The 24,320-nt window shown below is 71.8% G+C and carries 20 protein-coding genes; 14 read left to right on the top strand and 6 right to left on the bottom strand.

The genetic code is table 11. The features are described from left to right. Positions 1 to 49: 49 nt before the first annotated feature. The 3 genes from ACWGIG_RS12550 to ACWGIG_RS12540 all read right to left on the bottom strand — a co-directional run bounded on the left by ACWGIG_RS12550 (position 50) and on the right by ACWGIG_RS12540 (position 1,526). Positions 50 to 277, bottom strand: a complete 228-nt coding sequence (locus ACWGIG_RS12550; protein ID WP_389244036.1) for a DUF3107 domain-containing protein — start codon at positions 275 to 277, stop codon at positions 50 to 52. A 158-nt stretch (positions 278 to 435) separates the two neighbouring features. After that, the gene (locus tag ACWGIG_RS12545) at positions 436 to 1,077 is read right to left on the bottom strand and encodes a TetR/AcrR family transcriptional regulator (RefSeq protein ID WP_453321530.1); all 642 of its coding nucleotides are present in this window, start codon (positions 1,075 to 1,077) and stop codon (positions 436 to 438) included. Between the two features lie 218 nt (positions 1,078 to 1,295). Next, entirely contained in the window at positions 1,296 to 1,526 is a 231-nt protein-coding gene (locus ACWGIG_RS12540; protein WP_453321529.1) for a hypothetical protein, read from the bottom strand. A 146-nt stretch (positions 1,527 to 1,672) separates the two neighbouring features. Between ACWGIG_RS12540 and ACWGIG_RS12535 the strand changes: the two genes are divergently transcribed. The 13 genes from ACWGIG_RS12535 (at position 1,673) to ACWGIG_RS12475 (ending at position 17,306) form a co-directional block, all read left to right on the top strand. Then, complete coding sequence (locus ACWGIG_RS12535) at positions 1,673 to 2,701, top strand: alpha/beta fold hydrolase (protein WP_453321528.1); 1,029 nt, start codon at positions 1,673 to 1,675, stop codon at positions 2,699 to 2,701. A gap of 284 nt (positions 2,702 to 2,985) precedes the next feature. Next, positions 2,986 to 4,233 (top strand): DUF3152 domain-containing protein, encoded by a 1,248-nt coding sequence (locus ACWGIG_RS12530; protein WP_453321527.1) that lies wholly within the window; start codon positions 2,986 to 2,988, stop codon positions 4,231 to 4,233. A 133-nt stretch (positions 4,234 to 4,366) separates the two neighbouring features. Next, positions 4,367 to 4,465 (top strand): Ms4533A family Cys-rich leader peptide, encoded by a 99-nt coding sequence (locus ACWGIG_RS12525; RefSeq protein ID WP_323188142.1) that lies wholly within the window; start codon positions 4,367 to 4,369, stop codon positions 4,463 to 4,465. A gap of 176 nt (positions 4,466 to 4,641) precedes the next feature. Further along, entirely contained in the window at positions 4,642 to 6,372 is a 1,731-nt protein-coding gene (locus ACWGIG_RS12520; protein ID WP_453321526.1) for an ABC transporter substrate-binding protein, read from the top strand. Positions 6,373 to 6,374: 2 nt separating this feature from the next. After that, the gene (locus ACWGIG_RS12515; protein WP_453321525.1) at positions 6,375 to 7,412 is read left to right on the top strand and encodes an ABC transporter permease; all 1,038 of its coding nucleotides are present in this window, start codon (positions 6,375 to 6,377) and stop codon (positions 7,410 to 7,412) included. Next, positions 7,409 to 8,398 carry an ABC transporter permease gene (locus tag ACWGIG_RS12510; RefSeq protein WP_453321524.1) on the top strand — a complete coding sequence of 330 codons (990 nt, stop codon included), beginning with the start codon at positions 7,409 to 7,411 and terminating at the stop codon, positions 8,396 to 8,398. The genes ACWGIG_RS12515 and ACWGIG_RS12510 overlap by 4 nt, the downstream gene beginning before the upstream one ends. Then, complete coding sequence (locus ACWGIG_RS12505) at positions 8,395 to 10,056, top strand: dipeptide ABC transporter ATP-binding protein (protein WP_453321523.1); 1,662 nt, start codon at positions 8,395 to 8,397, stop codon at positions 10,054 to 10,056. The genes ACWGIG_RS12510 and ACWGIG_RS12505 overlap by 4 nt, the downstream gene beginning before the upstream one ends. A gap of 191 nt (positions 10,057 to 10,247) precedes the next feature. Then, the gene (locus ACWGIG_RS12500) at positions 10,248 to 12,290 is read left to right on the top strand and encodes a DUF3492 domain-containing protein (RefSeq protein WP_453321522.1); all 2,043 of its coding nucleotides are present in this window, start codon (positions 10,248 to 10,250) and stop codon (positions 12,288 to 12,290) included. Continuing rightward, entirely contained in the window at positions 12,287 to 13,594 is a 1,308-nt protein-coding gene (locus ACWGIG_RS12495; protein ID WP_453321521.1) for a hypothetical protein, read from the top strand. Before ACWGIG_RS12500 ends, ACWGIG_RS12495 begins: the two co-directional genes overlap by 4 nt. 247 nt (positions 13,595 to 13,841) lie before the next feature. Next, a complete protein-coding gene (locus tag ACWGIG_RS12490) occupies positions 13,842 to 14,849 on the top strand; it encodes an NAD-dependent epimerase/dehydratase family protein (protein WP_266659140.1) in 1,008 nt (335 codons plus the stop codon). After that, positions 14,837 to 15,700, top strand: coding sequence for a spherulation-specific family 4 protein (locus ACWGIG_RS12485; protein ID WP_453321520.1), 864 nt, complete (start codon positions 14,837 to 14,839; stop codon positions 15,698 to 15,700). The genes ACWGIG_RS12490 and ACWGIG_RS12485 overlap by 13 nt, the downstream gene beginning before the upstream one ends. Positions 15,701 to 15,763: 63 nt before the next feature. Then, entirely contained in the window at positions 15,764 to 16,942 is a 1,179-nt protein-coding gene (gene moeZ, locus ACWGIG_RS12480; protein ID WP_398422617.1) for an adenylyltransferase/sulfurtransferase MoeZ, read from the top strand. Between the two features lie 166 nt (positions 16,943 to 17,108). Next, on the top strand, positions 17,109 to 17,306 hold the full coding sequence (locus ACWGIG_RS12475; RefSeq protein ID WP_453321519.1) for a hypothetical protein: 198 nt from the start codon (positions 17,109 to 17,111) through the stop codon (positions 17,304 to 17,306). Between the two features lie 31 nt (positions 17,307 to 17,337). Here ACWGIG_RS12475 and ACWGIG_RS12470 read toward each other — a convergent pair whose 3' ends face one another. From ACWGIG_RS12470 to ACWGIG_RS12460, 3 genes are all read right to left on the bottom strand, one after another. After that, positions 17,338 to 18,942 carry an alpha/beta hydrolase gene (locus tag ACWGIG_RS12470; RefSeq protein ID WP_453321518.1) on the bottom strand — a complete coding sequence of 535 codons (1,605 nt, stop codon included), beginning with the start codon at positions 18,940 to 18,942 and terminating at the stop codon, positions 17,338 to 17,340. A gap of 141 nt (positions 18,943 to 19,083) precedes the next feature. Further along, positions 19,084 to 20,652: an alpha/beta hydrolase gene (locus ACWGIG_RS12465; RefSeq protein WP_453321517.1), complete on the bottom strand. Its 1,569-nt coding sequence runs from the start codon at positions 20,650 to 20,652 to the stop codon at positions 19,084 to 19,086. Between the two features lie 80 nt (positions 20,653 to 20,732). Next, entirely contained in the window at positions 20,733 to 23,519 is a 2,787-nt protein-coding gene (locus ACWGIG_RS12460) for a lysylphosphatidylglycerol synthase domain-containing protein (RefSeq protein WP_453321516.1), read from the bottom strand. 158 nt (positions 23,520 to 23,677) lie between these two features. Here ACWGIG_RS12460 and ACWGIG_RS12455 point away from each other — a divergent pair, with 158 nt between their 5' ends. Continuing rightward, positions 23,678 to 24,091: an MGMT family protein gene (locus ACWGIG_RS12455; protein ID WP_453321533.1), complete on the top strand. Its 414-nt coding sequence runs from the start codon at positions 23,678 to 23,680 to the stop codon at positions 24,089 to 24,091. Positions 24,092 to 24,320 lie beyond the last annotated feature (229 nt).

Genomic DNA, 24,320 nt, shown 5'->3' with positions numbered 1-24,320 from the left:
GCCCGGCGGGAGAACCCGCCGGGCCGTACTTTTCCTGCGCTGTCGCGTACTAGAGGGCGCCGAAGCCCACCCGACGCTGCGTCGGCTCGCCGATCTCCACGTAGGCGATCCGGTCCGCCGGCACGAGGACCTTGCGGCCCTTGTCGTCGTTCAGGCTGAGCAGCTGTGCCTTGCCGGCCAGCGCGTCGGCCACGGCGCGCTCGACCTCCTCGGCGGACTGCCCGCTCTCCAGAACGATCTCCCGGGGTGCGTGCTGCACGCCGATCTTGACCTCCACGGCTATGTCCCTCCGACGATCTGGGTCGGCGCGGTCGCCCCGCGCCGTACGTCCCGCCACATTAGCCCGGGGAGGGGACGTGATCGGCTCCCGCGGGGAACGCCCGGAGCGAACACGACGCTTTTGAGCAGTCGCCCCATGACATTTTCAGCGGTTGCTCAGTTCTGGTCGGTGGCGTGCAGCGGGAATCCCGCGATGCCGCGCCAGGCCAGCGAGGTGAGGAGCTGGACCGCCTGGTCCCGGGGAATGGTGCTGCCGCTGGAGAGCCAGTAGCGGGCCACCACCTGGGAGACGCCGCCCAGGCCCACGGCCAGCAGCATCGACTCGTCCTTGGACAGGCCGGTGTCCTCGGCGATGACCTCGCTGATCGCCTCCGCGCACTGCAGCGAGACCCGGTCCACGCGCTCGCGCACCGCGGGCTCGTTCGTCAGGTCGGACTCGAAGACGAGGCGGAACGCGCCGCCCTCGTCCTGTACGTACGCGAAGTAGGCGTCCATGGTGGCGGCGACGCGCAGCTTGTTGTCGCTGGTCGAGGCCAGGGCGGTGCGGACCGCCTGGAGCAGCGACTCGCAGTGCTGGTCCAGGAGGGCCAGGTAGAGGTCGAGCTTGCCGGGGAAGTGCTGGTAGAGCACCGGCTTGCTGACTCCGGCGCGCTCGGCGATGTCGTCCATCGCAGCCGCGTGGTAGCCCTGTGCGACGAAAACCTCCTGGGCGGCGCCCAGGAGCTGGTTGCGTCGGGCTCGGCGTGGCAGGCGGGTGCCCCGCGGGCGCGTCGCCTCTGTCTGCTCGGTGGCTGTCACGCCGCCTCCCATGTCTTTCATGTTCACGGACTCTCACCGCACGGCTGTTCCGTGTGATGTGCGCCGCAGCGGCCATCGTACTTTTGAGTAACCCGGCTGTGCGCGGTGCGGACGCAGAATTTCACGGAGCGGACACCGAGTGAAGAGTGGTCGGAGCGCCGGACGGTTGCCCGGAGTGCGGTCGGCGGCCGTCCGGTGAGCGGTGGGGGCCGTCCTCCTCAGCGGTAGTCGTCCTCGTCCAGGGTCACCACGCGGGACTGCTCGGTGGCGTCCGCCTCGTTCACGAAGTCGGGATCCACGGTGGTCAGCGGGTCGTCCCGCTCCTGCCTCACGTCCGTGTGCTGTTCGGTCGCATCGGCCTCCGGGGTCTCGTCGGGAAGGGCCGCGGCGTCGTCCGCCTCGGGGTCCGTCTGGAAGGTCTCCGGGTCGCTCGGGTCGACAGTGGACATGGGATCCGCCTTTCCGGCATGCACGACGACATGTGCGCGTGACACGCCTTCCTTTTCGAGCGTAGGAGCACGAGGGGGCGCACGCCATGCGGTCTGTGACCGCGAACACATGAGCCCCCGCGTGATCGTCTCGTAACATTGGCGCCATGTCTTCGACCGATCTGCCGGAATCCAGCACGGGGTCCAGCCCGGGATCCAGCACTGGGGCCAGTGCCGTCTCCGCGCCGTTGCCGCTGGTCAGTGCGGTCAGAGTCGCGGAGGGGGAGGAGCTGAGGTCCGTCTCCCTGCCGGGCCTGACGCTGACGGTCCGGTCCAGGCCCCCGGTGCGCACCGGGCTGCCGCCCGCGCTGTACGTGCACGGGCTCGGCGGTTCCTCACAGAACTGGTCGGCGCTGATGCCGCTCCTCGACGGCGTCGTCGACAGCGAGGCCCTCGACCTTCCGGGCTTCGGCGACTCCCCGCCGCCGGAGGACGGCAATTACTCGGTCACCGGGCACGCGCGCGCCGTGATCCGCTACCTCGACGCGCGTCGGCGCGGGCCGGTCCACCTCTTCGGGAATTCGTTGGGCGGAGCGGTGTCTACGCGTGTTGCGGCCGTACGCCCCGACCTGGTGCGGAGCCTGACGCTGGTGTCACCCGCGCTGCCGGAGCTCCGGGTGCAGAAGACCGCGGTGCCGACGGCGCTGCTCGCGGTGCCGGGTGTCGCCGGACTGTTCGCGAAGCTCAGCAGGGACTGGACGGCGGAACAGCGCACGCGCGGGGTGACGGGGCTCTGTTACGGGGATCCGGGGCGGGTCACGCCCGAGGGATTCCAGGCGGCCGTCGACGAGATGGAGCGGCGGCTTCGGCTGCCGTACTTCTGGGACGCGATGACCCGGTCCGCGCGGGGCATCGTCGACGCGTACACCCTGGGTGGCCAGCACGGACTGTGGCGGCAGGCGGAGCGGGTGCTCGCGCCGACGCTGCTGGTGTACGGCGGGCGGGACCAGCTGGTGTCCTTCCGCATGGCGCGCAAGGCGACGGCGGCGTTCCGCGATTCCCGGCTCCTGGCTCTTCCGGATGCCGGGCATGTGGCCATGATGGAGTACCCCGAGGCGGTCGCCGAGGCGTTCCTGGGGTTCGTACGGACAGAAACACCCCGGACCGAAACGCCCCAGACAGAAGCTAGGAGCTGATCCGCCGCGTGGGACGTCACAGCCGTCGAGGCGCCGCACCCAAGGGTGCCGACGAGAACCCCGGCATAGGCGGGGGCACCGACACCTCAAGAGGTGGTTCTGGTGCCTCCGGTGCGCCTGTCGCGCCCGGGAACGGCCGGCGCAGGCGGGGCGACACGGGCGAGCTGCCGCGCCACCAGGGCGCCACAGGGGCGATGCCGCGTTTCCAGCCGCATCACCTTGCGGGAGGACCGCAGCCGACGCATTCGCCGCATTCGCCGGAGTCGTCGCAGGCTGCGCAGCCGGTGCGGGGCGGGCATCCGGAGCAGCGTGAGCCGGGCGGCGGCTGGGGCGACACCGGTGCGTTCGGTGTGCCGGGCGAGGTCGGCGACACGGGCGGCGGGCGGTACGGCGACTGGGTCGGTGCGCCGCGTACGGCGGGTGCGTACGTGCCGTCGCAGCCGGGACGGCAGCAGGCCGCCGGGGCGCAGCAGTCGCCGCCGCAGTCCCGGCCGCCGGTCGGGCTGGGCGGCGGGGCGCGGGTTCCGGGGCCCCGGCGGGAGTTCATGGAGGCGTTCGAGGGGCCGCAGCCGCACCCGCAGCCCCGTACGCCCGCGCGTGATCCGTACGAGGCCGTCACCGACTGGGACGAGGCCGATGCGCTCCACGAGGGCGGCGAAGGCGGCAGCACGGGCGGCAGGGAGGGCGACGCCGATTCCGACGGCACCGCTCGTCGGGCCAGGCGGCGACGGGCCCGTACCGTCACCGGGGTCTCCGCCGCCGCAGTGACCGCCGTGCTCGCGGTCGTGGTGACCGGTCAGGACTCCGGTGCGGGGGCGAAGGACTCGGCGGCCCCGAGCGCGGGAGACCGCACGCTCGCCGACGGCGCCTCGCGCGACGAGGACCGGACCACACCGCAAGGGAGCGGGGAAGGGGCCCCGGTCGCCCCACTGACGTTCGAACAGCGCATGGCGCGGAAGCTGACGATGGCCGCGGACCAGAGCGGGCCGAACACCTTCGACACCGTTCCGGGGACGGACAAGGCTCCGGGCAAGGGCAAGAAGTACCACTACCGGGTGGACGTCGAGAAGAACATCGGGCTCGACGGGAAATTCTTCGCCGAAGCGATCCAGAAGACCCTCAACGACAAAAGGAGTTGGGCGGGCAACGGTGAAATGACGTTCGAGCGAATATCCACCGGTGACCCGGATTTCGTCGTGACGCTCGCCACTCCGGTCACCACCAACATCTGGTGTCTGAAGTCGGAGCTGGAGACGCTCTCGCAGAATGTCTCCTGCGATTCCGCGGTCACCGAGCGCGTAATGATCAATGCCTACCGTTGGGCCGGCGGGGCGCCGACCTTCGGGCTGAAGCTGCTCCTTCCGTACCGGCAGATGCTGATCAACCACGAGGTTGGACACCGGCTCGGGCGCAACCACAAGCCCTGCGCCGAGGACGGGGCACTGGCCCCGGTGATGATGCAGCAGACCAAGACGCTGCAGACGGGTGCGAAGACGTGCAGGCCCAACCCGTGGGTGCATCCCGAGAATTGACGGGTGGCCCGGGGGTTCCGGACCGGGGAGCGGTGGGCGAGCGGCGGGCGCGTGACCGGCATATGACCGGTATGTGAGACGCCGTCTCAGAGTGAGATTGACATAAAGAGCGGGGTCGTTCATATTTCTCGGCATGTCGCCCCGTCACGCAGCCGCCACCGATCGCGCAGCCATTGAGCTCGCGCTGATCGGTGTGACCGCGCACTGCGTCGCGGACATTCTCTGTAGCTGACGTCTGCCCAGGTGCGCGTCGGACTTCTCCTTTTCTTCCCTGACACTGCCGCGCCCGGGCGTATGCATTTCCCTTGCATTCCGTCCGCAGGCGCGGCATTTTCCGTGCGACCCCCTTCCGGGTTCCGAGCGCCTGCGCGTGCTCCTTCTTCCGAACACCCGAGAGGTCTTTTCGTCATGCGCAGATCCGTCATGTCCCGCCGGGCGGCCGTGCTCGCCGCCGGTGTCGCGCTCGCCACCGCCGCCACCGCCTGCGCCGGGCCGCAGGGCGACGGCGCCGCCTCCGCGAGCGGTGCGGGCGCCAAGGCCGGTGCCCCGCAGAAGGGCGGCACGCTCCAGATCCTCAACCGGCAGCCGCAGACCGACTTCGACCCGGCCCGCCTCTACACGTCGGGCGGCGGAAACGTTCCGTCCCTGGTCTTCCGCACGCTCACCACCCGCAACCGGGAGAGCGGCGCCGACGGCACCAAGGTCGTCCCCGACCTCGCGACCGACCTCGGCAGGCCCAGCAAGAACGCCACCGTGTGGACGTACACCCTCAAAGAGGGGCTGAAGTACGAGGACGGCACGCCGATCACCAGTGCCGACATCAAGTACGGCATCGAGCGTTCGTTCGCGGCCGAACTGTCCGGCGGCGCCCCGTACCTGAGGGACTGGCTGATAGGCGGCGCGGGCTACGAAGGCCCGTACAAGACGAAGAAGGGACTCGACTCGATCGAGGTCCCGGACGCGCGGACGATCGTCTTCCACCTCAACAAGCCGGAGGGCGAATTCCCCTTCCTGGCGACGCAGACCCAGACCACGCCCGTACCGAAGGCCAAGGACAACGGGACCAAGTACGAGGAGCACCCCGTCTCCTCCGGCCCGTACAAGGTCGTCAAGAACGAGAACGACGGCGAGAAGCTGCTCCTGGAGCGCAACGAGCACTGGGACGCGAAGACGGACGAGGAGCGCAAGGCGTACCCGGACCGGATCGAGGTGCGCTCCGGGCTCGACCCGGCGGTCATCAACCAGCGCCTTTCCGCGAGCGCGGGCACCGACTCCGCCGCCGTGACCACCGACAACAACCTCGGGCCCGCCGAGCTCGCCAAGGTCGCAGGCGACAAGAACCTCGCCGCGCGCGTCGGCACCGGCCACTTCGGCTACACCAACTACCTCGCCTTCAACCCGAAGGTGAAGCCCTTCGACGACCCCAAGGTGCGCCAGGCCATCGCGTACGCGGTCGACCGCTCGTCCGTGATCAACGCGGCCGGCGGCTCCTCCCTCGCACTGCCCGCGACGACGAACCTGCCGCCGCAGAAGTCCTTCGGGCACGTGAAGTACGACCACTTCCCGGCGGGCGACACCGGCAACGCCGCCAAGGCGAAGGAGCTCCTCAAAGAGGCGGGGCACGAGAAGGGGCTGACCGTCACCCTCACGCACTCCAACGCCAAGGACCGCGAGACCAGCCCGGAGATCGCCACCGCGCTTCAGGACGCGCTGAAGAAGGCCGGGATCACCCTGGAACTCAAGGGACTTGAGGAGAACGACTACAACGACACCATTCACAGCGTGAAGAAGCAGCCCGGCCTCTTCCTCGCGCACTGGGGCGCCGACTGGCCGTCCGGCGGTCCGTTCCTCGCGCCGCTCTTCGACGGCCGCCAGATCGTCAAGGACGGCACCAACTTCAACTACGCGCAGCTCGACGACCCGGCCGTCAACAAGGAGGTCGACGAGATCAACAAGCTGACCGATCTGTCGGCCGCCGCCGCGAGGTGGGGCGCGCTCGACCAGAAGATCGGTGAGCAGGCGCTGACCGTGCCGCTGTTCCACCCGGTCTACAAGCGGCTGTACGGCAAGGACGTGAAGAACATCGTGATCAGCGACTGGACCGGTGTGCTGGACGTCTCGCAGGTCGCGGTCAAGTAGCCGTGAGCGAAACATTGTTGTCCGTCACGGCCCAGGAGGCGGGGACGGCGACCGCCGCCGTCCCCGCCTCGGGGGCCCGTCAGTTCTGGCGGCGGCTGCGTGCGCAGCGGGCCGCCATGGCCGCCGCGGGCGTGGTGGCCCTCCTGGTGCTGGTGGCGCTCGCCGCACCGCTGCTCGCCGCCCTGGAGGGGCAGGACCCGAACTCCTTCCACCCGGCGCTCGTCGACTCGGCCGCAGGCGGTGCGCCGCTCGGCCCCTTCGGCGGGATCAGCGCCGAGCACTGGCTCGGCGTCGAGCCGCAGACCGGCCGCGACCTGTTCGCCCGGGTCGTGTACGGGGCGCGGGTGTCGCTCGGGGTCGCCCTCTTCGCGACCGTCCTCCAGGTCTTCCTCGGCGTCGTCATCGGCCTCGCGGCCGGGCTCGGCAGCCGCCGCGTCGACCAGGTGCTCAGCCGGATCACCGACGTGAACGTGGCGATGCCGCTGATGGTGATCGCCCTCGCGCTGCTCGCGATCGTCCCGGCCCAGTTCCCGCGTCCGGTGCTGATCGCGCTGGTCGTCGGCCTGATCAACTGGGCGGGTACGTCGAAGATCGTGCGCGCGCAGACCCTGACGCTGAAGTCGCTGGACTACGTGTCGGCGGCCCGGCTCAGCGGCTGGAGCAAGTGGCGGATCGCGCGGCGCGAGCTGCTCCCGGCACTGGCAGCCCCCGTCATCACCTACTCCGCCCTGCTGCTGCCGCAGAACATCGTGGCCGAGGCCGCGCTGTCCTTCCTGGGCGTCGGCATCAAGCCGCCGACGCCGTCGTGGGGACAGATGCTCACGGACGCCGACGTCTGGTACCAGGCGGCGCCGTCGTACCTGTTGATACCGGCACTGTTGCTGTTCGTCACAGTGCTGGCGATGACAGTGCTGGGGGAGGGCGTACGGACGGCGCTCGACCCGCGGTCGCGGTCGCGGCTGGGCGGGTCGCGCCGCCGCTTCCTTTCGGGCCGCGGATTCGGCGGCCTCTTCCCGCGACGCAAGGACGGTGCCCGGTGACCGGCTTCCTGTTGCGCCGGCTCGGCGGGGCCCTCTTCGTCCTGGCGGCGCTGAGCGTCCTGCTGTACCTCGTCTTCTACGTCGCTCCCGGCGACGTCGCGCAGATCGCCTGCGGGCCGCGCTGCTCGCCCGTACAAGTGGCGCAGGTGCGTGACCAGCTGCGGCTCGAAGACCCGCTGTGGATGCAGTACGCGCACTTCGTGCAGGGCATCTTCGCGGGCCGCGACTACTCCTCCGGCACCGGTGTGCTGCACTGCGACGCACCGTGCCTGGGGATCTCGTACCAGAGCGACCAGCAGGTCACCCAGCTGATCCTCACCAAGCTGCCCGTCACCGGATCCCTGGTGATCGGCGCGCTGGTGATGTGGCTGCTGCTCGGCGTCGGCACCGGCGTGCTGTCCGTATGGCGGCGCGGGCGTCTCACGGAACGGGTGCTGACCGGGCTGACCCTCGCAGGGACCGCCACTCCGGTCTTCGTGATCGGACTGCTGCTGGTCATCGCGTTCTGCTCGACGCTCCAGTGGCTGCCCTTCCCGACGTACGTGCCCTTCGGCGAGAACCCGGAACAGTGGGCGTGGAACCTGCTGCTGCCGTGGCTCTCCCTCGCACTGATCGAGTCCGCCAAATACGCGCGGCTCACCAGGAGTTCCATGCTGGAGACACTGGCCGACGACCATGTAAGGACATTTCGCGCGTACGGAGTGAGTGAGCGCGCCCTCGTGGGGCGGCACGCCCTGCGCGGAGCCGTCGCACCCGTGATCGCCCTCAGCGCGGTCGACTTCGGGTCGATGTTCGGCGGCGCTGTGCTCACCGAGTCGCTGTTCGGACTGCCCGGGCTCGGGCGGGAGCTGGTGGAGGCCGTCAAGGTCGTCGATCTGCCGGTGGTCGTCGGGATGGTGCTGGTGACGGGGTTCTTCGTAGTGCTGGCCAATGCCGTCGCGGACGCGCTGTACGCGGTGGCCGACCGACGGGTGGTGCTGACATGAGCGGCTTCGTGGTGGAGGTGGAGGGACTCTCGGTCACCTTCCCCGGCATCGGCGGGTCCTCTCCCGGTGAGGGCGTCGCCGCCGTACGCGACCTGTCCTTCACGCTGCCCGAGGGCGGTGCGCTCGCCCTGGTCGGCGAGTCCGGATCGGGGAAGAGCGCCACCGCGTCCGCCCTGCTGGGACTGCACCGGGGGACCGGCGCCCGGGTCGAGGGCACGGTGAAGGTCGCCGGAGTGGACGTGGCCGCGGCATCGGAGGCCGAACTCCGTTCCCTGCGGGGCGCGAAGGCCGCCATGGTCTTCCAGGACCCGCTGTCCTCCCTCGACCCGTACTACGCCGTCGGCGACCAGATCGCCGAAGTCCTGCGCGTGCACCGCAAGGTGTCCCGGCGGGACGCGCGCACGCGCGCCGTCACCGTGCTGGACCGGGTGGGCATCCCGGACGCGCCGCGGCGCTCCCGGTCGCGCCCGCACGAGTTCAGCGGCGGCATGCGGCAGCGGGCCCTCATCGCGATGGCGCTCGCCTGCGAGCCGAAGCTGCTGATCGCCGACGAGCCCACCACCGCGCTCGACGTCACGGTGCAGGCCCAGATCCTCGACCTGCTGCACGCGCTGCGGCGCGAGGAGGGCATGGGGCTGCTCCTGGTCACCCACGACGTGGGGGTGGCCGCGGAGAGCGTCGACGACGTCCTCGTGATGCGCGACGGGCGGGCCGTGGAACGCGGCCCCGTGGCCGACGTGCTGGCCGCGCCCCGGCAGGCGTACACCAGGACCCTTCTGGAGGCCGTGCCGCGCCTCGACGGCCCGCTGAGCCGTCCCGACGCCCTCTTTGAGGGCGAGCCGGTGCTCGAAGCCGTCGCGCTGCGGCGGGAGTTCGGGCGCGGGAAGCGCGCCGTCACCGCCGTCGACGACGTGTCGCTGACCGTGCACCGGGGCGAGACCCTGGGCATCGTCGGCGAGAGCGGCAGCGGAAAGACCACGCTCGGGCGGATGCTCGTGCGTCTGCTGGAGCCCACCTCGGGCCGACTCCGTTACGGGGGTAGGGAGATCGGCCCGGGGCGGGTGTCCGGTGCACCGGGAGGCCGGCACGCGCACGGCGTGCAGATGGTGTTCCAGGACCCCGTCGCGTCCCTCAATCCGCGCCGCAGCATAGGGGAGTCGATCGCCGACCCCCTGCGCGCGGCCGGGGAGCGCGACGAGAAGGTGCTGCGGGCACGCGTGCAGGAGCTGCTGGAGCGCGTCGGGCTCGACCCGGACCGCTACGACCGCTACCCGCACGAGTTCAGCGGCGGCCAGCGCCAGCGCGTCGGCATCGCCCGCGCCCTCGCGCCGTCGCCGAAGCTGGTGGTGTGCGACGAACCCGTCTCCGCGCTGGACGTCACCACCCAGGCCCAAGTGATCGAACTGCTCGGCCGGCTGCAGCGCGACCTGGGACTCGCGCTGGTCTTCGTCGCCCACGACCTGGCCGTCGTACGGCAGGTCAGCGACCGGATCGCGGTCATGAGGCAGGGCCGGATCGTCGAGCAGGGGACCGTCGCCGAGGTCTACGGCGCGCCCACCGAGACGTACACGAAGGAGCTCCTGGCGGCCGTGCCGACGCTCGATCCGGTGCTCGCGGCAGTGCGCAGGACGGCCCGCGGGGATCTCGTCGCGGCCTGACGCCGCGCCTGCACGCACCTCTCTAGCGCGACTGAACGCGGCCCGCGCGTGAAAGTTACGACTGTTCACCCCTTCCGGTGGTGCGATGGACAACCGTCCGTCGCGCCACCGGCATGTCCGCATACGGTCGGTCCCGCTGCGAGTCGCCGGACCAACGGCGGCTGCCCACACGGGAGATCGGGGGTGTACACGTGCGGATCGGACTGCTTACCGAGGGTGGCTACCCGTATGCGACCGGTGAAACCAGGTTCTGGTGCGACCGGCTTGTGCGCGGGCTCGCGCGGCACGAGTTCGACATCTACGCCCTGAGTCGCAGCGCGGACCAGGAGGAGCAGGGCTGGCTCGAACTGCCGCCCCAGGTCCACCGGGTCAGGACGGCCCCGCTGTGGGCCTCGGAGACGGACTTCAGGACCTCCCACGGACGGCTCGGCGGACGCTCGTACGGCCGGCGCGAACGGCGTCGCTTCGACACGCACTTCGGGGAACTGCTCTCGGCGGTCTGCGCGGGGGAGACGGCCGGTGCGCCACCGGCGGCGGAGCGTTTCTGCACCGGCCTCTACGGACTGGCCGAACTCGCCCGCGAGAAGGGCGGACTGCACACCGCCCTGCGCTCCGAACGCGCCGTGCGCGCGCTGGAGAGCGCCTGCCGTGCGCCGGGCGCGCCCCGTGTGGTGCAGACCGCGAAGGTGCCCGACTACCTGGTCTTCGCCGACCTCCTGGAGCGCGCCCTGCGCCCGCTCTCGCTCGACTGGTACGACGCGGGGGAGGGCGGTCTCGGCGCCGTCGACCTGTGCCACGCCGCGTCGGGCGGTGCGGCGGCGCTGCCGGGGCTGCTGGCCAAGCGCTTCTTCGGCGTACCGCTGCTGGTCACCGAGTACGGCGTACAGCTGCGGGCGCACTACCTGGCCGCCCAGGAGGCCGAGTTGAGCGCGTCCGTACGGACCCTCCTCGCCGCCTTCCAGGGGCTCCTCGCCGCCGAGGTGTACGAGCAGGCAGCCGTACTCACCCCCGGCAACGCGCACGCACGGCGCTGGCAGGAGCGCTGCGGCGCCGACCGGGCCAAGCAGCGCACCGTGTACCCGGGGATGGAATCGGAGCGGTTCGCGGCGGTCGGGGAGGCGGGCGAGAGAGGCTCCTGCGGAGCGGGCGCGGACAGCACCCTGGTGTGGGTGGGGCGGATCGAACCCACCAAGGACCTCGTCGGCCTGCTGCACGCCTTCGCGGCGGTGCGCAGGGCCGAACCCGACACCCGGCTCAGGATCATCGCCGCACCCGTCACGGACGAGTCCTCCCGCGCGTACCTCGCACACTGCCGGGCGCTGGCCTCCCAGCTCTTCCCCGACGAGGCCGCCGACGCCCACGCGGTGGGCGAGAGCCCCGTCCTCTTCGAGGAGATCGGCGGCCCCGAGGCTCCGGAGCTGGCCGACGCCTATGCGGCCGGCTCGGTGGTGGTGCTGTCGAGCGTGGTCGAGGGCTTCCCGCTCAGCCTCGTCGAGGCCATGTTCTGCGGCCGGGCGACGGTCTCCACGGACGTCGGCGCCGTCGTCGAAGTCATCGGCGGTACGGGCCTGGTGGTGCCGCCGCGCAACCCGCGCGCCTTCGCCGACGCCTGCCTGGCCCTGCTGCGCGACCCGGAGCGCAGGGTGCGGCTGGGGGCGGCGGGGCGTGCGCGGGCGCTCGAACTCTTCACCGTCGAGCAGAACCTCGCGGCATTTCGCGGCATTTACCTGGAGATGGTGTCGCACTGCCCGGTGCGGCGCGAGGCGCTGGACACGGACCCGCTGCCGTTCGCATTCCCGGCGGAGGCGTATGTGCCGGGGGCTTGGACGGGTGGGGGCGCGGGGGTGGAAGTGACTCCTGAGGTTCCGGCTGGGGCGATTGTGGCTGGTGCTGGTGCTGGTGCTGGTGCTGGTGCTGGTGGCGATGGCGCTGTTCCGGCTGTCTCGGCCGCTCCGGTTGTTGCGTCTCTTCCGGTTGTTCCGGCCGCCGTCGGACGGGTGCCGAGCTGGGCCTCGTACGAGAGCGGAGGGACCGGGAGCGGGACCGGGCAGCACCGGTCCGCCGAGTCGCAGGGCGCCCTCGCCGTCCTCGTCGAGTACGAGCCCGACCACTTGCTCGCGGACCAGGTGACCGACCTGGGCGAGCGGATGACCGGCCTGGAGTGGCGCGTCTCCGACCTGGAGGCCCGTATGCCCGCCGACGACACCGACGCTCTACGGGAGGCACGCCCATGACCACGCAGACGGCAGACCCGACGGGCATGGCGGAGACCCCGGCCCACGGCACGGACACGACCGCGGTACGGGCCGTGGTGCCGGTGCGGACGGCGCCGACCTCCCAGGCGCCGACCTCGGGCCAGGCGCCGACCGCGGCCCAGGCCTCGGTGTCGGCGTCGGTGTCCCCGGCCTCGGTGGCGGTATCGGCCCCGGCCTCGGTGTCCCCGGCCTCGGTGTCGTACAGCAGCAGCCGCAGGACAGGCACCGCCCGCCGCGGGCCCGCCGACCCGGTCAAGGCCCTCATGCACCGGCACCGCGAACTGTGCGAACGGGCCGTCGACCCCCTGGAGATCGCCGCCGGACTCGAAGCGCACGGCGTCACCGACCGCACCGCCGCCCGCTTCCGGCACCGGGACGTCTTCTCCCTCGCCGAGGAGCTCTACGCGCGCGTGCCACGCACCGACGAGGAGGACGCGTCGGCGCACGCCCCGGAACCCAGGGCGCACGACGCCTCGTTGCCGACCGCCTGGGCGGCGTACGCGCTCCTGCCGGGAGCCCTGTGCGCCCTCACCCTGCTCGGCGCCGACCGCACGACGGGCGGGGCCCGCGCCGTGGCCGTCGCCGTCGGAGTGCTCGCCACCCTCGTCGCCGTCGCACTGTGCCTGCGCCGCGGACCGCTGCGCGCCGACGGATACGCCCCGTGGACACGCACCGGCTGGCTGCTGCTGTACGCGGCCCTCGGCGACGGCGTGCTGATGCGGCTGCTCGGCGAAGGCCCCCTGTGGGCGCCGTCCCCGGCCACCCTCGTCGGACTCGCCGCGGCTCTCGCGCCCGCCGCCTGGTGCGCGCGGCTGCTGACGGTACAGGCGCACCGCAGGCTGCGCGTGAGCCGCGGCACGGAGGACTTCGGGGCAGCCGTACGGCCGTTGCTGTTCGGCGTGTTCGGGCTGTACGCCATCGCCCTGACGGTGCTGCTGTACGGGGCCGCGCGGCTCGGGTTCGGCGGGACGTTCGCCGTGTCCGCGCTCGCGGTCGGAGCGCTGCTCTTCCTGGCCAGACTGCTCGCCGTGCACGGCCTGCCCGAAGCGGGAGCAGCGGGGCTCACCGCCGCCTGCCTGGCCGAAGCCGCCGCCCTGGGCAGCCTGCTGGCGGGACGGCTGCCCGGCTGCGACGCTCTGGCCGAGCCCGTCAGGGCCGCCGTCCGCGAGTGGGGCGCCGGAGCCGTACCCGCCCTCGCCTGCGGAGCCGCGGCCCTCGGCCTCCTCGCCCACGCGGCAGTCGCACTGTCGCGGGCCTCCGCACACGCGGGACGGCGCGACTGACCACTCGGCGCACCCGCGCCACGGGCACTGCGCAGCCCTCCTCCCGCACACCCCAGGACCTGTTCCTTTGTCCTGACAAAGACCACCGCCCCAGGCAGCCGCGAAGCCGACGTCGTGGCAGCCGCAGCAGTACCCCTGTCGCACCGGCAGGGCCCGTACAACACCCCCAAGGAGAACGTCACATGAACCCCCCACCCCCTCTCTCCGTGCAGCCCGTGCGCGCCCGTCGGCACCGGGGGGACGCACGATGAGGGTTCTCCTGCTCGGCGCCAACGGATACCTCGGCCGCTTCGTCGCGGACCGCCTCCTCGCCGACCCCGCCGTCCAGCTCACCGCCCTCGGAAGGGGCGACGACGCCGACGTTCGGTTCGACCTCGCGACCGGCAGCCCGGGAGCCCTGACCCGCTTCCTGGACGCCGTCCACCCCGGAGTCGTCGTCAACTGCGCCGGGGCCACCCGGGGCGGCGCCCGCGACCTCACCCGGCACAACACCGTCGCCGTCGCCACCGTCTGCGAGGCCCTGCGCCGCAGCGGCTGCGGCGCCCGCCTCGTCCAGCTCGGCTGTGCCGCCGAGTACGGGCCCTCGCAGCCCGGGTCGTCCACCGCGGAGGACGCGGTGCCGCGCCCCGGCGGCCCGTACGGCGTCAGCAAGCTGGCCGCCACGGAACTCGTCCTCGGTTCGGGCCTGGACGCCGTCGTGCTGCGCGTGTTCTCGCCGGTCGGGCCCGGTACCCCCGCCGGATCGCCGCTCGGCCGCCTCGCCGAGGCGATGCGCCGCGCCATGCAGTCAGGCGACGGCGAACTCAAGCTCAGCGGCCTCGGCGTGCAGCGCGACTTCGTCGACGTACGGGACGTGGCGCGCGCCGTCCACGCCGCCTCGCTGTCCGCGGCCCAGGGCGTCGTCAACATCGGCACCGGGCGCGCGGTGCGGCTGCGCGACGCCGCCGCGGTCCTCGCCCGGGTCGCGGGCTACGGCGGCGCCCTGCACGAACTGGACGCCCCCAGCGGCTACTCCAGCTCCGCCGCCGCCAGCGCCGCCGTCCGCAACGGCGGCGTCCCGACCATCGGCGCCCCCCGCTCCTCGGACGCCCTCACCGAACACCTCGGGGCGGCCCCGTACCCGTACCCCGACGGCTGCGGAAGCTGGCAGCAGGCCGACGTGCGCACCGCCCGCGACCGGCTCGGCTGGCGGCCCCGGATCAATCTGGAGGAATCCCTCGCGGACATCTGGATGGAGGCGGCGTGCCGCATCTGACCGCCTCCGGCACGCTCAGCCCCGCCATCGGGGCGGACCGGCTCGGGATCGGCGTCCCGGGGTACGCGCACCCGCTCCTCGCCCCCGTCGAATGGGCCGAACTCCTGCGCTTCTCCCGGCTGTACGCGGCAGGCCCCGGACACACGGCCCCGCTGCACTGGACCGTGCTCAACGTCGCCGAGGGGCCGGGCGCCCGCCCCGACCCGCACTGCCTCGAAGCCGTGGGGCGGCTGCGCAACGCGGGGCTCCGGGTGCTCGGACACCTCGACATGACGTACGGGGCAAGGGCGTTCGGCGAGCTGGTGACGGATGCGCAGCGCTTCCTGGACTGGTACCGGGCCGACGGCTTCTACCTGGACCGCTGCCCCGCCGAGCGGGAGGAACTGCCCGCCACCCGGCGGCTCACCGACACCCTGCGGTCGATGCTCGACGGGGCGGGCACCGCCAACGGGGACGCGGGTGGGGATGCAGGCGGGGGAGCCGGTGGGGACACTCGCGACGGCGTCCGTCTGGTCCTCGGGCACGGCACCCATCCGTACGCCGGATATGCCGAGACCGCCGACCAGTTGGTGACCTTCTCCGGGCCGTGGACGGACTACCGCTGGTCGCAGGCGGCCCCGTGGACGGCCTCCTACCCGGCGTCCCGGTTCTGCCACCTGGTGCACGGGGTGCCGCGCACGCATCTTGAGGAGGCGCTGCGCATCGCGCGCTGGCAGGGTGCCGGGACGATCTGGTTCACGGACCGTACGGACCGGGACAGGGCGGGTGACCAGGTGGGCAGCCCCTGGGAGGCGCTGCCCGGGTACTGGGACGAAATCGTCTCGCGCATCGGACCGGGTGTCTCGGAATGAGAAGGGGCGTGGCAGTGTTACGCGGAGAACAACCGTATTGATTTACCGACCACCGGAGTTCCCGTGTCGCTGCCACCCCTGGTTGAGCCAGCTGCTGAGCTCACCGTCGACGAGGTCCGTCGGTACTCCCGCCACCTGATCATCCCGGACGTCGGGATGGACGGGCAGAAGCGCCTGAAGAACGCCAAGGTGCTTGCCGTGGGTGCCGGCGGCCTCGGGTCACCCGCTCTGATGTACCTCGCCGCCGCAGGTGTCGGCACGCTCGGCATCGTCGAATTCGACGAGGTCGACGAATCGAATCTGCAGCGCCAGATCATTCACAGCCAGGCCGACATCGGCCGCTCGAAGGCCGAGTCCGCGAAGGACTCGGTCCTCGGCATCAACCCGTACGTGAACGTCGTACTGCACGAAGAGCGGCTCGAAGCCGAGAACGTGATGGAGATCTTCTCCCAGTACGACCTCATCGTCGACGGCACGGACAACTTCGCGACGCGCTACCTCGTCAACGACGCGTGCGTCCTGCTCAACAAGCCGTACGTATGGGGCTCGATCTACCGCTTCGACGGCCAGGCCTCGGTCTTCTGGTCCGAGCACGGCCCCTGCTACCGCTGCCTCTACCCGGAGCCCCCGCCGCCGGGCATGGTCCCCAGCTGCGCCGAGGGCGGCGTGCTGGGCGTGCTCTGCGCGTCCATCGGCTCCATCCAGGTCACCGAGGCCATCAAGGTCCTGACCGGCGTGGGCGACTCGCTGGTCGGCCGCCTGATGATCTACGACGCCCTGGAGATGCAGTACCGACAGGTCAAGGTCCGCAAGGACCCCGACTGCGCGGTCTGCGGCGAGAACCCGACCGTCACCGAGCTCATCGACTACGAGGCCTTCTGCGGCGTCGTGTCCGAGGAGGCCCAGGAGGCGGCGGCCGGCTCCACGATCACTCCCAAGCAGCTCAAGGAGTGGATCGACGCCGACGAGAAGATCGAGATCATCGACGTCCGCGAGCCGAACGAGTACGAGATCGTCTCGATCCCGGGCGCGAAGCTGATCCCCAAGGGCGAGTTCCTGATGGGCACCGCCCTGGAAGGCCTGCCGCAGGACAAGAAGATCGTCCTGCACTGCAAGACGGGTGTCCGCAGTGCGGAAGTCCTCGCCGTCCTCAAGTCGGCGGGCTTCTCGGACGCGGTGCACGTCGGCGGCGGCGTGATCGGCTGGGTCCACCAGATCGAGCCGGAGAAGCCGGTCTACTAGACCGGAGCGGTGTGTGGAGGGGCCGGGCGGCCGTGGGGCTGCCCGGCCCCTCCGGCTTTCCCCGAACGAGTGAGCGGGCGGAGCGGCAGACGGGCATACCGGCAGGTGGGCACGGTAAGTAGGCATGTCCGGTAATGCCCTTTGTGCTCCGAGAGGTTCCGTCTGCATGATGCTCGCCGCTGCTTCCCCGTCGCCCCTCCTGCTGCCCTTGTCGTCCGCATCGCCCGCGGGCGCCCGCGCCCACGAGGCTGTGGATCTTGCTGTCGGAGCCGGGCTGGGCCCGCTGTGGACCGCGGGCGGCATCGGCCTGGTCTCGCTCGGCGGTCTGATCCTCCTCGCCGTGTGGAGGGGGCCGGCCGCCTAGCGGCAGCCGGACACCCGAACCAGGGCGACCCCTACGAGCACACGGTGCCCGCCGCCGGTATCTTCCCGTCCAGGAAGTAGGCGTCCACGGCCCGTACGACGCACTTGTTGCCGGTCGGGTACGCCCCGTGGCCCTCGCCCTTGTACGTGACGTGCACACCGACGCCCTTGCCGAGCTCCTCCGCCATCCGCAGCGAGCCCTCGAACGGCGTCGCCGGATCGCCCGTGCCGCCCACGACCAGGATCGGCGCCGCGCCGGGAGCCGACACCTCCGGCGTCCCGTGCGCCCCCGGCACCGGCCAGGACGCGCACCAGCCCGCCAGGTCCCAGGCCAGGTAGGGGCCGAACGCGGGGGAGACCTCGCGGAAGTCCGCCAGGTGCGTGGCCCGGACCTGGGCGGCGCTCACCCGGCCCTTGGTGTCGGCGCAGGAGATGGCGCGCTGGGAGTGGTGCGCCGTGCTGTAGTGGCCCTGCCCGTCACGGTCGTTGTACGAATCGGCCAGGCGCAGCAGCGGGGCTCCGTCGCCGCTCTCGGCGGCGGTCAGCGCCTGGGTCAGGGCCGGCCAGCTGTCCCGGCTGTAGAGCGGGGCGATGATGCCGGTGAGGGCCAGGCTCTGGGTGAGCCTGCGCCCCGGGCCCGCCGGAAGGGGCTCCCGGTCGAGCCGGTCGAGCAGCCGCACCACCCGTGCGGTGCCCGCCGTGGACGTCGTACCGGTGCTGCGGGAGTAGTTGTCGAGGGCCCGCTGGAATCCGAGGGCCTGGTTGCGGGAGTGCCCCACGATGTCGGCGGAGGGGTCGACGACCGCGTCCAGGACCAGCCGTCCCACGTTCTCCGGGAACAGGTGGGCGTACACACCGCCCAGTTCGGTGCCGTACGAGAAGCCGAAGTAGTGCAGCTTGCGGTCGCCCAGGACCTGCCGCAGGACGTCGAGGTCGCGGGCGGCGTCGGTGGTGCCGACGTGCGGGAGGAGCTTGCCCGAACGCCGGGCGCAGCCCGCGCCGAACGCCTTCGCGTCGTCGAAGTACGCCTTCTCCTCGGCGGGGGTGTCCGGTGTGGAGTCCAGGGCGAGCGAGGCCTCCGTCGCCGGGTCGTCGCGGCAGACGATCTCGGAGCTGTCCGCCACCCCGCGCGGGTCGAAGCCCACCAGGTCGTACCGCCCGCGCAGGGAGTCGAACAGCTCGCCCATGGCGGGCAGCGTCGCCACCCCGGAGCCGCCGGGACCGCCGAAGTTGAACAGGAGCGAACCGATCCGCTTGTCCCCGCCGCCCGTCGCGCGGGCCCGGATCAGGGCGATCCCGAGGGTCTCGCCCGACCGCTTTCCGTAGTCCAGGGGGACCTTGGCGGTGGCGCACTGCCACTCGCCGCCGGGCGGCAGGGCCTCGCTGCCGCGCGCCTTGCGGGGTGCCTCGCAGCCCTTCCACGCGAGCTGCTGCCCGGTGAGCGAGGCGGGCACGGACGACTGCGGATCGGGGGACGGCGGCTGCGGGGAAGCGGACTGCCCGCCTCCGCCACTCTTCCCCAGCCGCGGCGCCTCCGGGAAGGTGTCCGTACTGCATCCGGTGGCGGCGACAGCGGTCAGAACCACCGTCGCCACCACGGCACTTGCCCGTCCGCGCCATGCGCTGCGCAACTTCATGGATGGCCCCCCGTCGTGCGTCTCCCCGCACCTGCTTCGAGTTCGAAAGCAAGTACCCATATCTTAGGGGCGACCACTGACAGTGACGAGAAATCCGTGCGGGCCGGGGGCGGACCCCAGGGTGGACCCAGGGGTCACGTCCTACTCGCAGACCGTTCCCGCGGCCGGAACCTTGCCCTCCAGAAGGTAGTTGTCCACGTTCGTCTTCACGCACGCGTTCCCGCTGTTGTACGCACCGTGACCCTCGCCCTTGTACGTCAGCTCGATGCCGACGCCCTTGCCCAGCTTCTCGGTCATCTTCCGGGCGCCCTCGTAGGGGGTCGCCGGGTCACCGGTGTTGCCGATGACGACGATCGGGGCCGCGCCGGGGGCGCTCACGTCCGGGGTCTCCCACTGTCCCGGCACCGGCCACGAGGAACAGCCGGACAGGCCCCAGGCGAGGAAGTCGCCGAAGACGGGGGAGGCCTTGCGGAACTCCGGGACCTTCGACTTGGCGTACGCGACGTCGTAACGCTCCTTGGAGTCCACGCAGTTGACGGCCGCGTTGGCGGCCCCGATGTTGCTGTAGGTGCCGTCCTGGTTGCGGCCGTTCATGGAATCGGCGAGTACGAGGAGCAGTGCGCCGTTGCCGCCGTCCGCCTCGTCGAGGCCCTGCTCCAGGTACGGCCAGAAGTCCTTCGAGTACAGCGTCTGGACGATGCCGTTGGTGGCCTGGCTCTGCGTCAGCTGCCGTCCGGCCGTGGCCGGGACCGGCTTCTTGTCGAGGCGGTTCAGGAGCGCGACGATGCCGGCCTCGATCTCCTCGGGCGTACTGCCCTCCAGCTTGCACTTGTCGCCGCGGGCCACGCAGTCCTTGGCGAAGTTGTTCAGCGCGAGCTGGAAGCCCTTGGCCTGGCCCAGCGAACTCTGCTCGGTCTTCTGGGTGGGGTCCACGACCGCGTCGAAGACGGCCCGGCCGACCTTCTTCGGGAAGAGGTGGGCGTAGACACCGCCGAGTTCGGTGCCGTACGAGATGCCGAAGTAGTACAGCTTGTCGTCGCCGAGGACCTGGCGCATCAGGTCGAGGTCCTTGGCCGCGTTGGTGGTGCCGACGTACGGCAGTTCGGCGCCGGAGTTCTTCTCGCAGGCGTCGGCGTACGCCTTCACGCCGTCGGCGTAGGCCTTCTCCTCCGCGGCGTCGTCGGGAGTCGCGTCCTCGGCGTAATAGGCGTCGAGCGCCTGGTCGTCCTGGCACTTCACGGGGGCGCTGCGGCCCACCCCGCGCGGATCGAAGCTCACCAGGTCGTACCGGGAGCGGAGCTCGGCGTAGTCCTTGCCCGCGCTGGGCAGGGTGGTCACCCCGGAGCCGCCGGGACCGCCGAAGTTGAAGATCAGCGAGCCGATGCGCTTCTCCTTGTCGGCGGCCTCGGCCCGGATCAGGGCCAGTTCGATGCGGTCGCCGTCCGGCTTCGCGTAGTCGCGCGGCACCTGCATGGTGGCGCACTTCCATTCGGCGCCGCCCGGCAGCGGCGAGGGCTTCGTGCCCTCGCCCTGCGCGGGGGTGGGGGCCGGGCACTCCTCCCACTTCAGTTCCTGGGTGGCGAGGTCCTGCTTCTTGTCACCCTCGCCCCCACCCTTGCTCTCGCCGCCGTCGCTACATCCGGCGAGAGACAGCAGGACGACGACGGAGGCGGCCAGTGCGGGAGCGCGCAGCGCGGAAGGGGTAGGCATGCCCACCATCGTGCGCCGGGGCGGGCCGGACCGCGCGCGCCGGGGTCCAAGCGGGTGCCCCGGCCGCCTCTTCGAGGCAGCTACAGGGCACCCTTGCGCGTCAGCGAGTTGAAGAAAAGCCAGCCCGGCAGCACCGGCAGCCAGAACGTCAGCAGCCGGTACAGCATCACCGCGGGAGTCGCGATGGACGGCGGCAGCCCCGCGAGCGTCAGCGCACCGATCAGGGCGCCCTCGACCGCGCCCACACCGCCGGGCGTCGGCACCGCCGAACCCACCGCGTTGGCCGTGAGGAACACCACCGCGACAGTGGCGTAGCTCAGGTGGTCGGCCTCGCTCTCCCCGAAGGCGCGGATCGACGCGTCCAGGCACATCACGAACACCACGGTCAGCAGCACCATGCCGCCGATGCCCGTGATGAGCTTCTTCGGCCGCTGGAGCACGTCCAGCATGCGCGGCACCACACCGGCGAACAGCGAACGCACCCGCGTGACGACGAACTTCCGCAGGAACGGCACCGCCGTCACGATCATCGCCAGCACCGCTGCCGTCAGCAGGCCCGCGATCACCGTCCGGGACGGGTTCTCCCAGGAGGTCTGCTCGGTCCCGGTCACGTATCCGAAGATCATCAGCAGAGCGATGTGGCTGCCCAGGCCGAACAGCTGGGACGCGCCCACACTCGCCACGGCGAGTCCTGGACGTACGCCCGAGCGCTGCAGGAAGCGGGTGTTGAGCGCCACACCGCCGATCGCGGCGGGCGCGACCAGCTTCACGAACGAACTGGCCACCTGCGCCTTGACGGTCTGCCAGAACGACACCTTCTCCGGCACGAAGCCCAGCAGGCTCATCGCCGCCGCCACGTAACTGAGCGCGGAGAACATCGCGGCCAGGGCGACCCAGCCCCACTTCATCTGGGCGAACGCGTCGGTGATCGGGTTTTCGAGGAGCGCCGAGATCAGGAAGTACGCGGCGAAGGCGCCCGCCAGCAGACTCACCAGCGTGCGCGGCTTGATGCGCTCCAGGCGCACCGGTTCGACCGGTGCCTGCGGGCGGATCAGCAGCACCTGGTGGCGGATCTGCGACAGCAGGTCCTCCTCCCTGGCTCCTTCCACGGCCTCGTCGATGGCCTCCTTCTCGGCCTTCTTCTCCGCGCGTACGGCCTTGCGCCCGCCCGCCGCGGCCTCCGCGCCCTTGTCGCGGGCCCGCGCCTCCTTGGAGGCCTGCGACGCTTCGAGCACCGCCTCGCGCTGTCGCTGCGAGCGCTCACGGCCCAGTCGGCGCAGCGTCGCGCGCGTGGAGCGGCTCAGCGCGATCGGCTGGAGCAGCGGAAGGCTGTCGGCGACCGTGTCCGGGCCCAGCACGTCCACAGCTGCGGCGACGGCCCGCTCGGCGCCCGCACGCAGCCCCAGGGTGGTCAGCAGCTGCGCCACGTCCATCCGCAGCACGACGTCTCCCGCGGCGATCTCACCGCCCCGCAGGTCGGTCAGGATCACCGTGCCGGAACGATCCACCAGAATCGCGTCGCCGGCCAGCCTGCGGTGTGCGATGCGGCGCGACTGGAGCGCTTTCACCTGGCGCCAGGCGCCCCGCAGCAGCTCGTCGGTGATCGCCTCGTCGGGCAGCGAGTCCAGGGTCCGGCCGCCCAGGTGCTCGTACACGAGCATCACCGCGTCGGGGCCGAGCTCGGAGGTCGCGATCAGCTTCGGGGCGTTCGCACCGGCCGCGATGGCCGCGTACGCGAGGAGCGCCTCCTGCTCAAGAGCCTGCCGCAGCGACTGGATGGACCGCCGCTGGGTGATGCCGCGCAGAGTGACGCGGCGCCACACCCGGTAGAAGAAGCCGTGCGCCTGTTGCTCGCGGTCGACGACCGTGATGTCGAGGGGCGGACCGTCCTCCAGGGTGACGATGTAGCGCCGCCCCCGGTCGCTCGGGTCGGCCAGGTCGAGGGCCTCCTCGGCGCGCATCGCCGTCACCGGACGGAAGCCCACGTGCCGCAGCCCGGCGAGCAGCGTCTGCCCGGTGGGCCGCACATTGGGCGAGCCCACCGCATAGAGGGTGCCGTACGCCACGGTCCAGCCGATGAGCACGGTGACGACGATCGACAGGGGCGTCGTCTGACCGCCCACCAGCACCGCGAACGCGTTGAGCAGCAGCACCGCCCACAGCGCCACCCGCCAGCGCGGCCTGCGTGCCATCCCGACCGCCGTCATGTACGCGATCACAGGGGCGAGGTAGCCGTGCACCGGGTCGGTGAGCTCACCGGAACCGTCGTGGGCGAGCCGGGTGAGCGCCTCCCGGAGCGCCTCGGGGGCGGGGCCGGAGACCCACAGATCGGTGGCGAGGGCGACGCCGTGCGCGAGCACCGCCGCCAGCACACCGTCGGCGATCCGCAGTCCGTCGCGTTTGACCAGGCGCTCGATGGCGAAGCCGACCGGCAGGATCAGCACGGCGATGCTGGAGACGAGACCGGCCAGCCGCACGAACACGACCGGGGTCTGCTTGGTGCCTTCCAGGATGTCCTGCTCAAGTCCGGACGCCGTGCCGTGAGCGAACGATGCCAGGGCGATCACACAGGCGATGCCCAGCAGACCGGACAGCAGACGCACGAGGTCGGCAGGACGGTGCACCCGGGCGGCGAGCAGCGGCTCGTCGCCGGAGACGCGCTCCACGTGTCCCTCGCCCGCCAGGTCGGAGGCACCGTTCGCGGCTGCGGCGAACGGCTCCGGAGTTTTGGTGTCACGGGTGTCCGTGCCGAGAACGCCGGTGTCGGGGGCGCCCGTGACAGGGGCGCCCGCGGTGTCCGTGTCCGGGCGTGGGACGGCGTCAGGAGCGCCTGCCGCCGGTCGAGGCTGCACGTCCTGCTCCTTCATCGTCGTCTCTTCTTGGTCTCGGCTCACCAGTCACCATCCGGATGATGGTGGCATGACCAGACGGTGCGGTGGGGCGTCAGGGTGCTGCACGCGCCGTCGCCCCGGGCACCGCCCGCGCACCTGCGCCCGCCGCCGCACTGTCGGTGGCATGGGGCAGGATGGGCCGGATGAGCGACGATCCTGCCGTGAGCGACGAGCTCCCGGAGTACGCGGAACAGGTGCTGGCGGTCGCGGAGCAGATCCCGCCGGGCCGGGTGATGACGTACGGGGACGTCGCGGAGTGGCTGGACAGGGGAGGCCCCCGGCAGGTCGGCCGGGTGATGGCGCTGTACGGGGGCGCGGTGCCCTGGTGGCGTGTCGTCCGCGCGGACGGCCACCTGCTGCCCGGTCACGAACAGCGGGCCCTGGAGCAGTACCACGCGGAGGGCACCCCGCTGCGCACCGTCCCGCGGACCGCCGAGGGGCACCTGCCGCGCCTGGACATGAAGCGCGCCCGGTGGGACGGCGGCGAGGGCCCCGGGAACGGCCGCGAGCGCGGCGGCCCCGGGAACGGCCACGGGGGCGGCTCCTGAGGCTCCGGCCGGGGCGCTGCGGATCGTACGGGTCACAGGGCCCAGCTTCCGCCATCGCGCGCGCCGCGGGGCTGTCCTGGGACCGTACGGAGTACGCGGGGCAGGAGAGGGCGGCGTGCGCCGGGGCCGACGCGGGGGCGGCGGAGCCGCTGCGTCCCGTGTGCTCCCTGGCGTAGCGTCGGGAGCACGCACTACGTCCGTCGCGCACGGCACAGCCGCCCCGTACGGC

Source organism: Streptomyces sp. NPDC054863 (genome assembly GCF_053610825.1).
The sequence above is the reverse complement of the archived record's forward strand: the minus strand, read 5'-3'. Positions and strand labels throughout refer to the sequence as shown.

Bases quoted from the DNA above. Each gene is read 5' to 3' on its own strand.
- ACWGIG_RS12540 (WP_453321529.1), bottom strand. From the start codon at position 1,526: ATGTCCACTGTCGACCCGAGCGACCCGGAGACCTTCCAGACGGACCCC.
- ACWGIG_RS12535 (WP_453321528.1), top strand. From the start codon at position 1,673: ATGTCTTCGACCGATCTGCCGGAATCCAGCACGGGGTCCAGCCCGGGA.
- ACWGIG_RS12525 (WP_323188142.1), top strand. From the start codon at position 4,367: ATGTCGCCCCGTCACGCAGCCGCCACCGATCGCGCAGCCATTGAGCTC.
- ACWGIG_RS12520 (WP_453321526.1), top strand. From the start codon at position 4,642: ATGCGCAGATCCGTCATGTCCCGCCGGGCGGCCGTGCTCGCCGCCGGT.
- ACWGIG_RS12505 (WP_453321523.1), top strand. From the start codon at position 8,395: ATGAGCGGCTTCGTGGTGGAGGTGGAGGGACTCTCGGTCACCTTCCCC.
- ACWGIG_RS12495 (WP_453321521.1), top strand. From the start codon at position 12,287: ATGACCACGCAGACGGCAGACCCGACGGGCATGGCGGAGACCCCGGCC.
- ACWGIG_RS12490 (WP_266659140.1), top strand. From the start codon at position 13,842: ATGAGGGTTCTCCTGCTCGGCGCCAACGGATACCTCGGCCGCTTCGTC.
- ACWGIG_RS12475 (WP_453321519.1), top strand. From the start codon at position 17,109: ATGATGCTCGCCGCTGCTTCCCCGTCGCCCCTCCTGCTGCCCTTGTCG.
- ACWGIG_RS12470 (WP_453321518.1), bottom strand. From the start codon at position 18,942: ATGAAGTTGCGCAGCGCATGGCGCGGACGGGCAAGTGCCGTGGTGGCG.
- ACWGIG_RS12465 (WP_453321517.1), bottom strand. From the start codon at position 20,652: ATGCCTACCCCTTCCGCGCTGCGCGCTCCCGCACTGGCCGCCTCCGTC.
- ACWGIG_RS12460 (WP_453321516.1), bottom strand. From the start codon at position 23,519: ATGAAGGAGCAGGACGTGCAGCCTCGACCGGCGGCAGGCGCTCCTGAC.
- ACWGIG_RS12455 (WP_453321533.1), top strand. From the start codon at position 23,678: ATGGGCCGGATGAGCGACGATCCTGCCGTGAGCGACGAGCTCCCGGAG.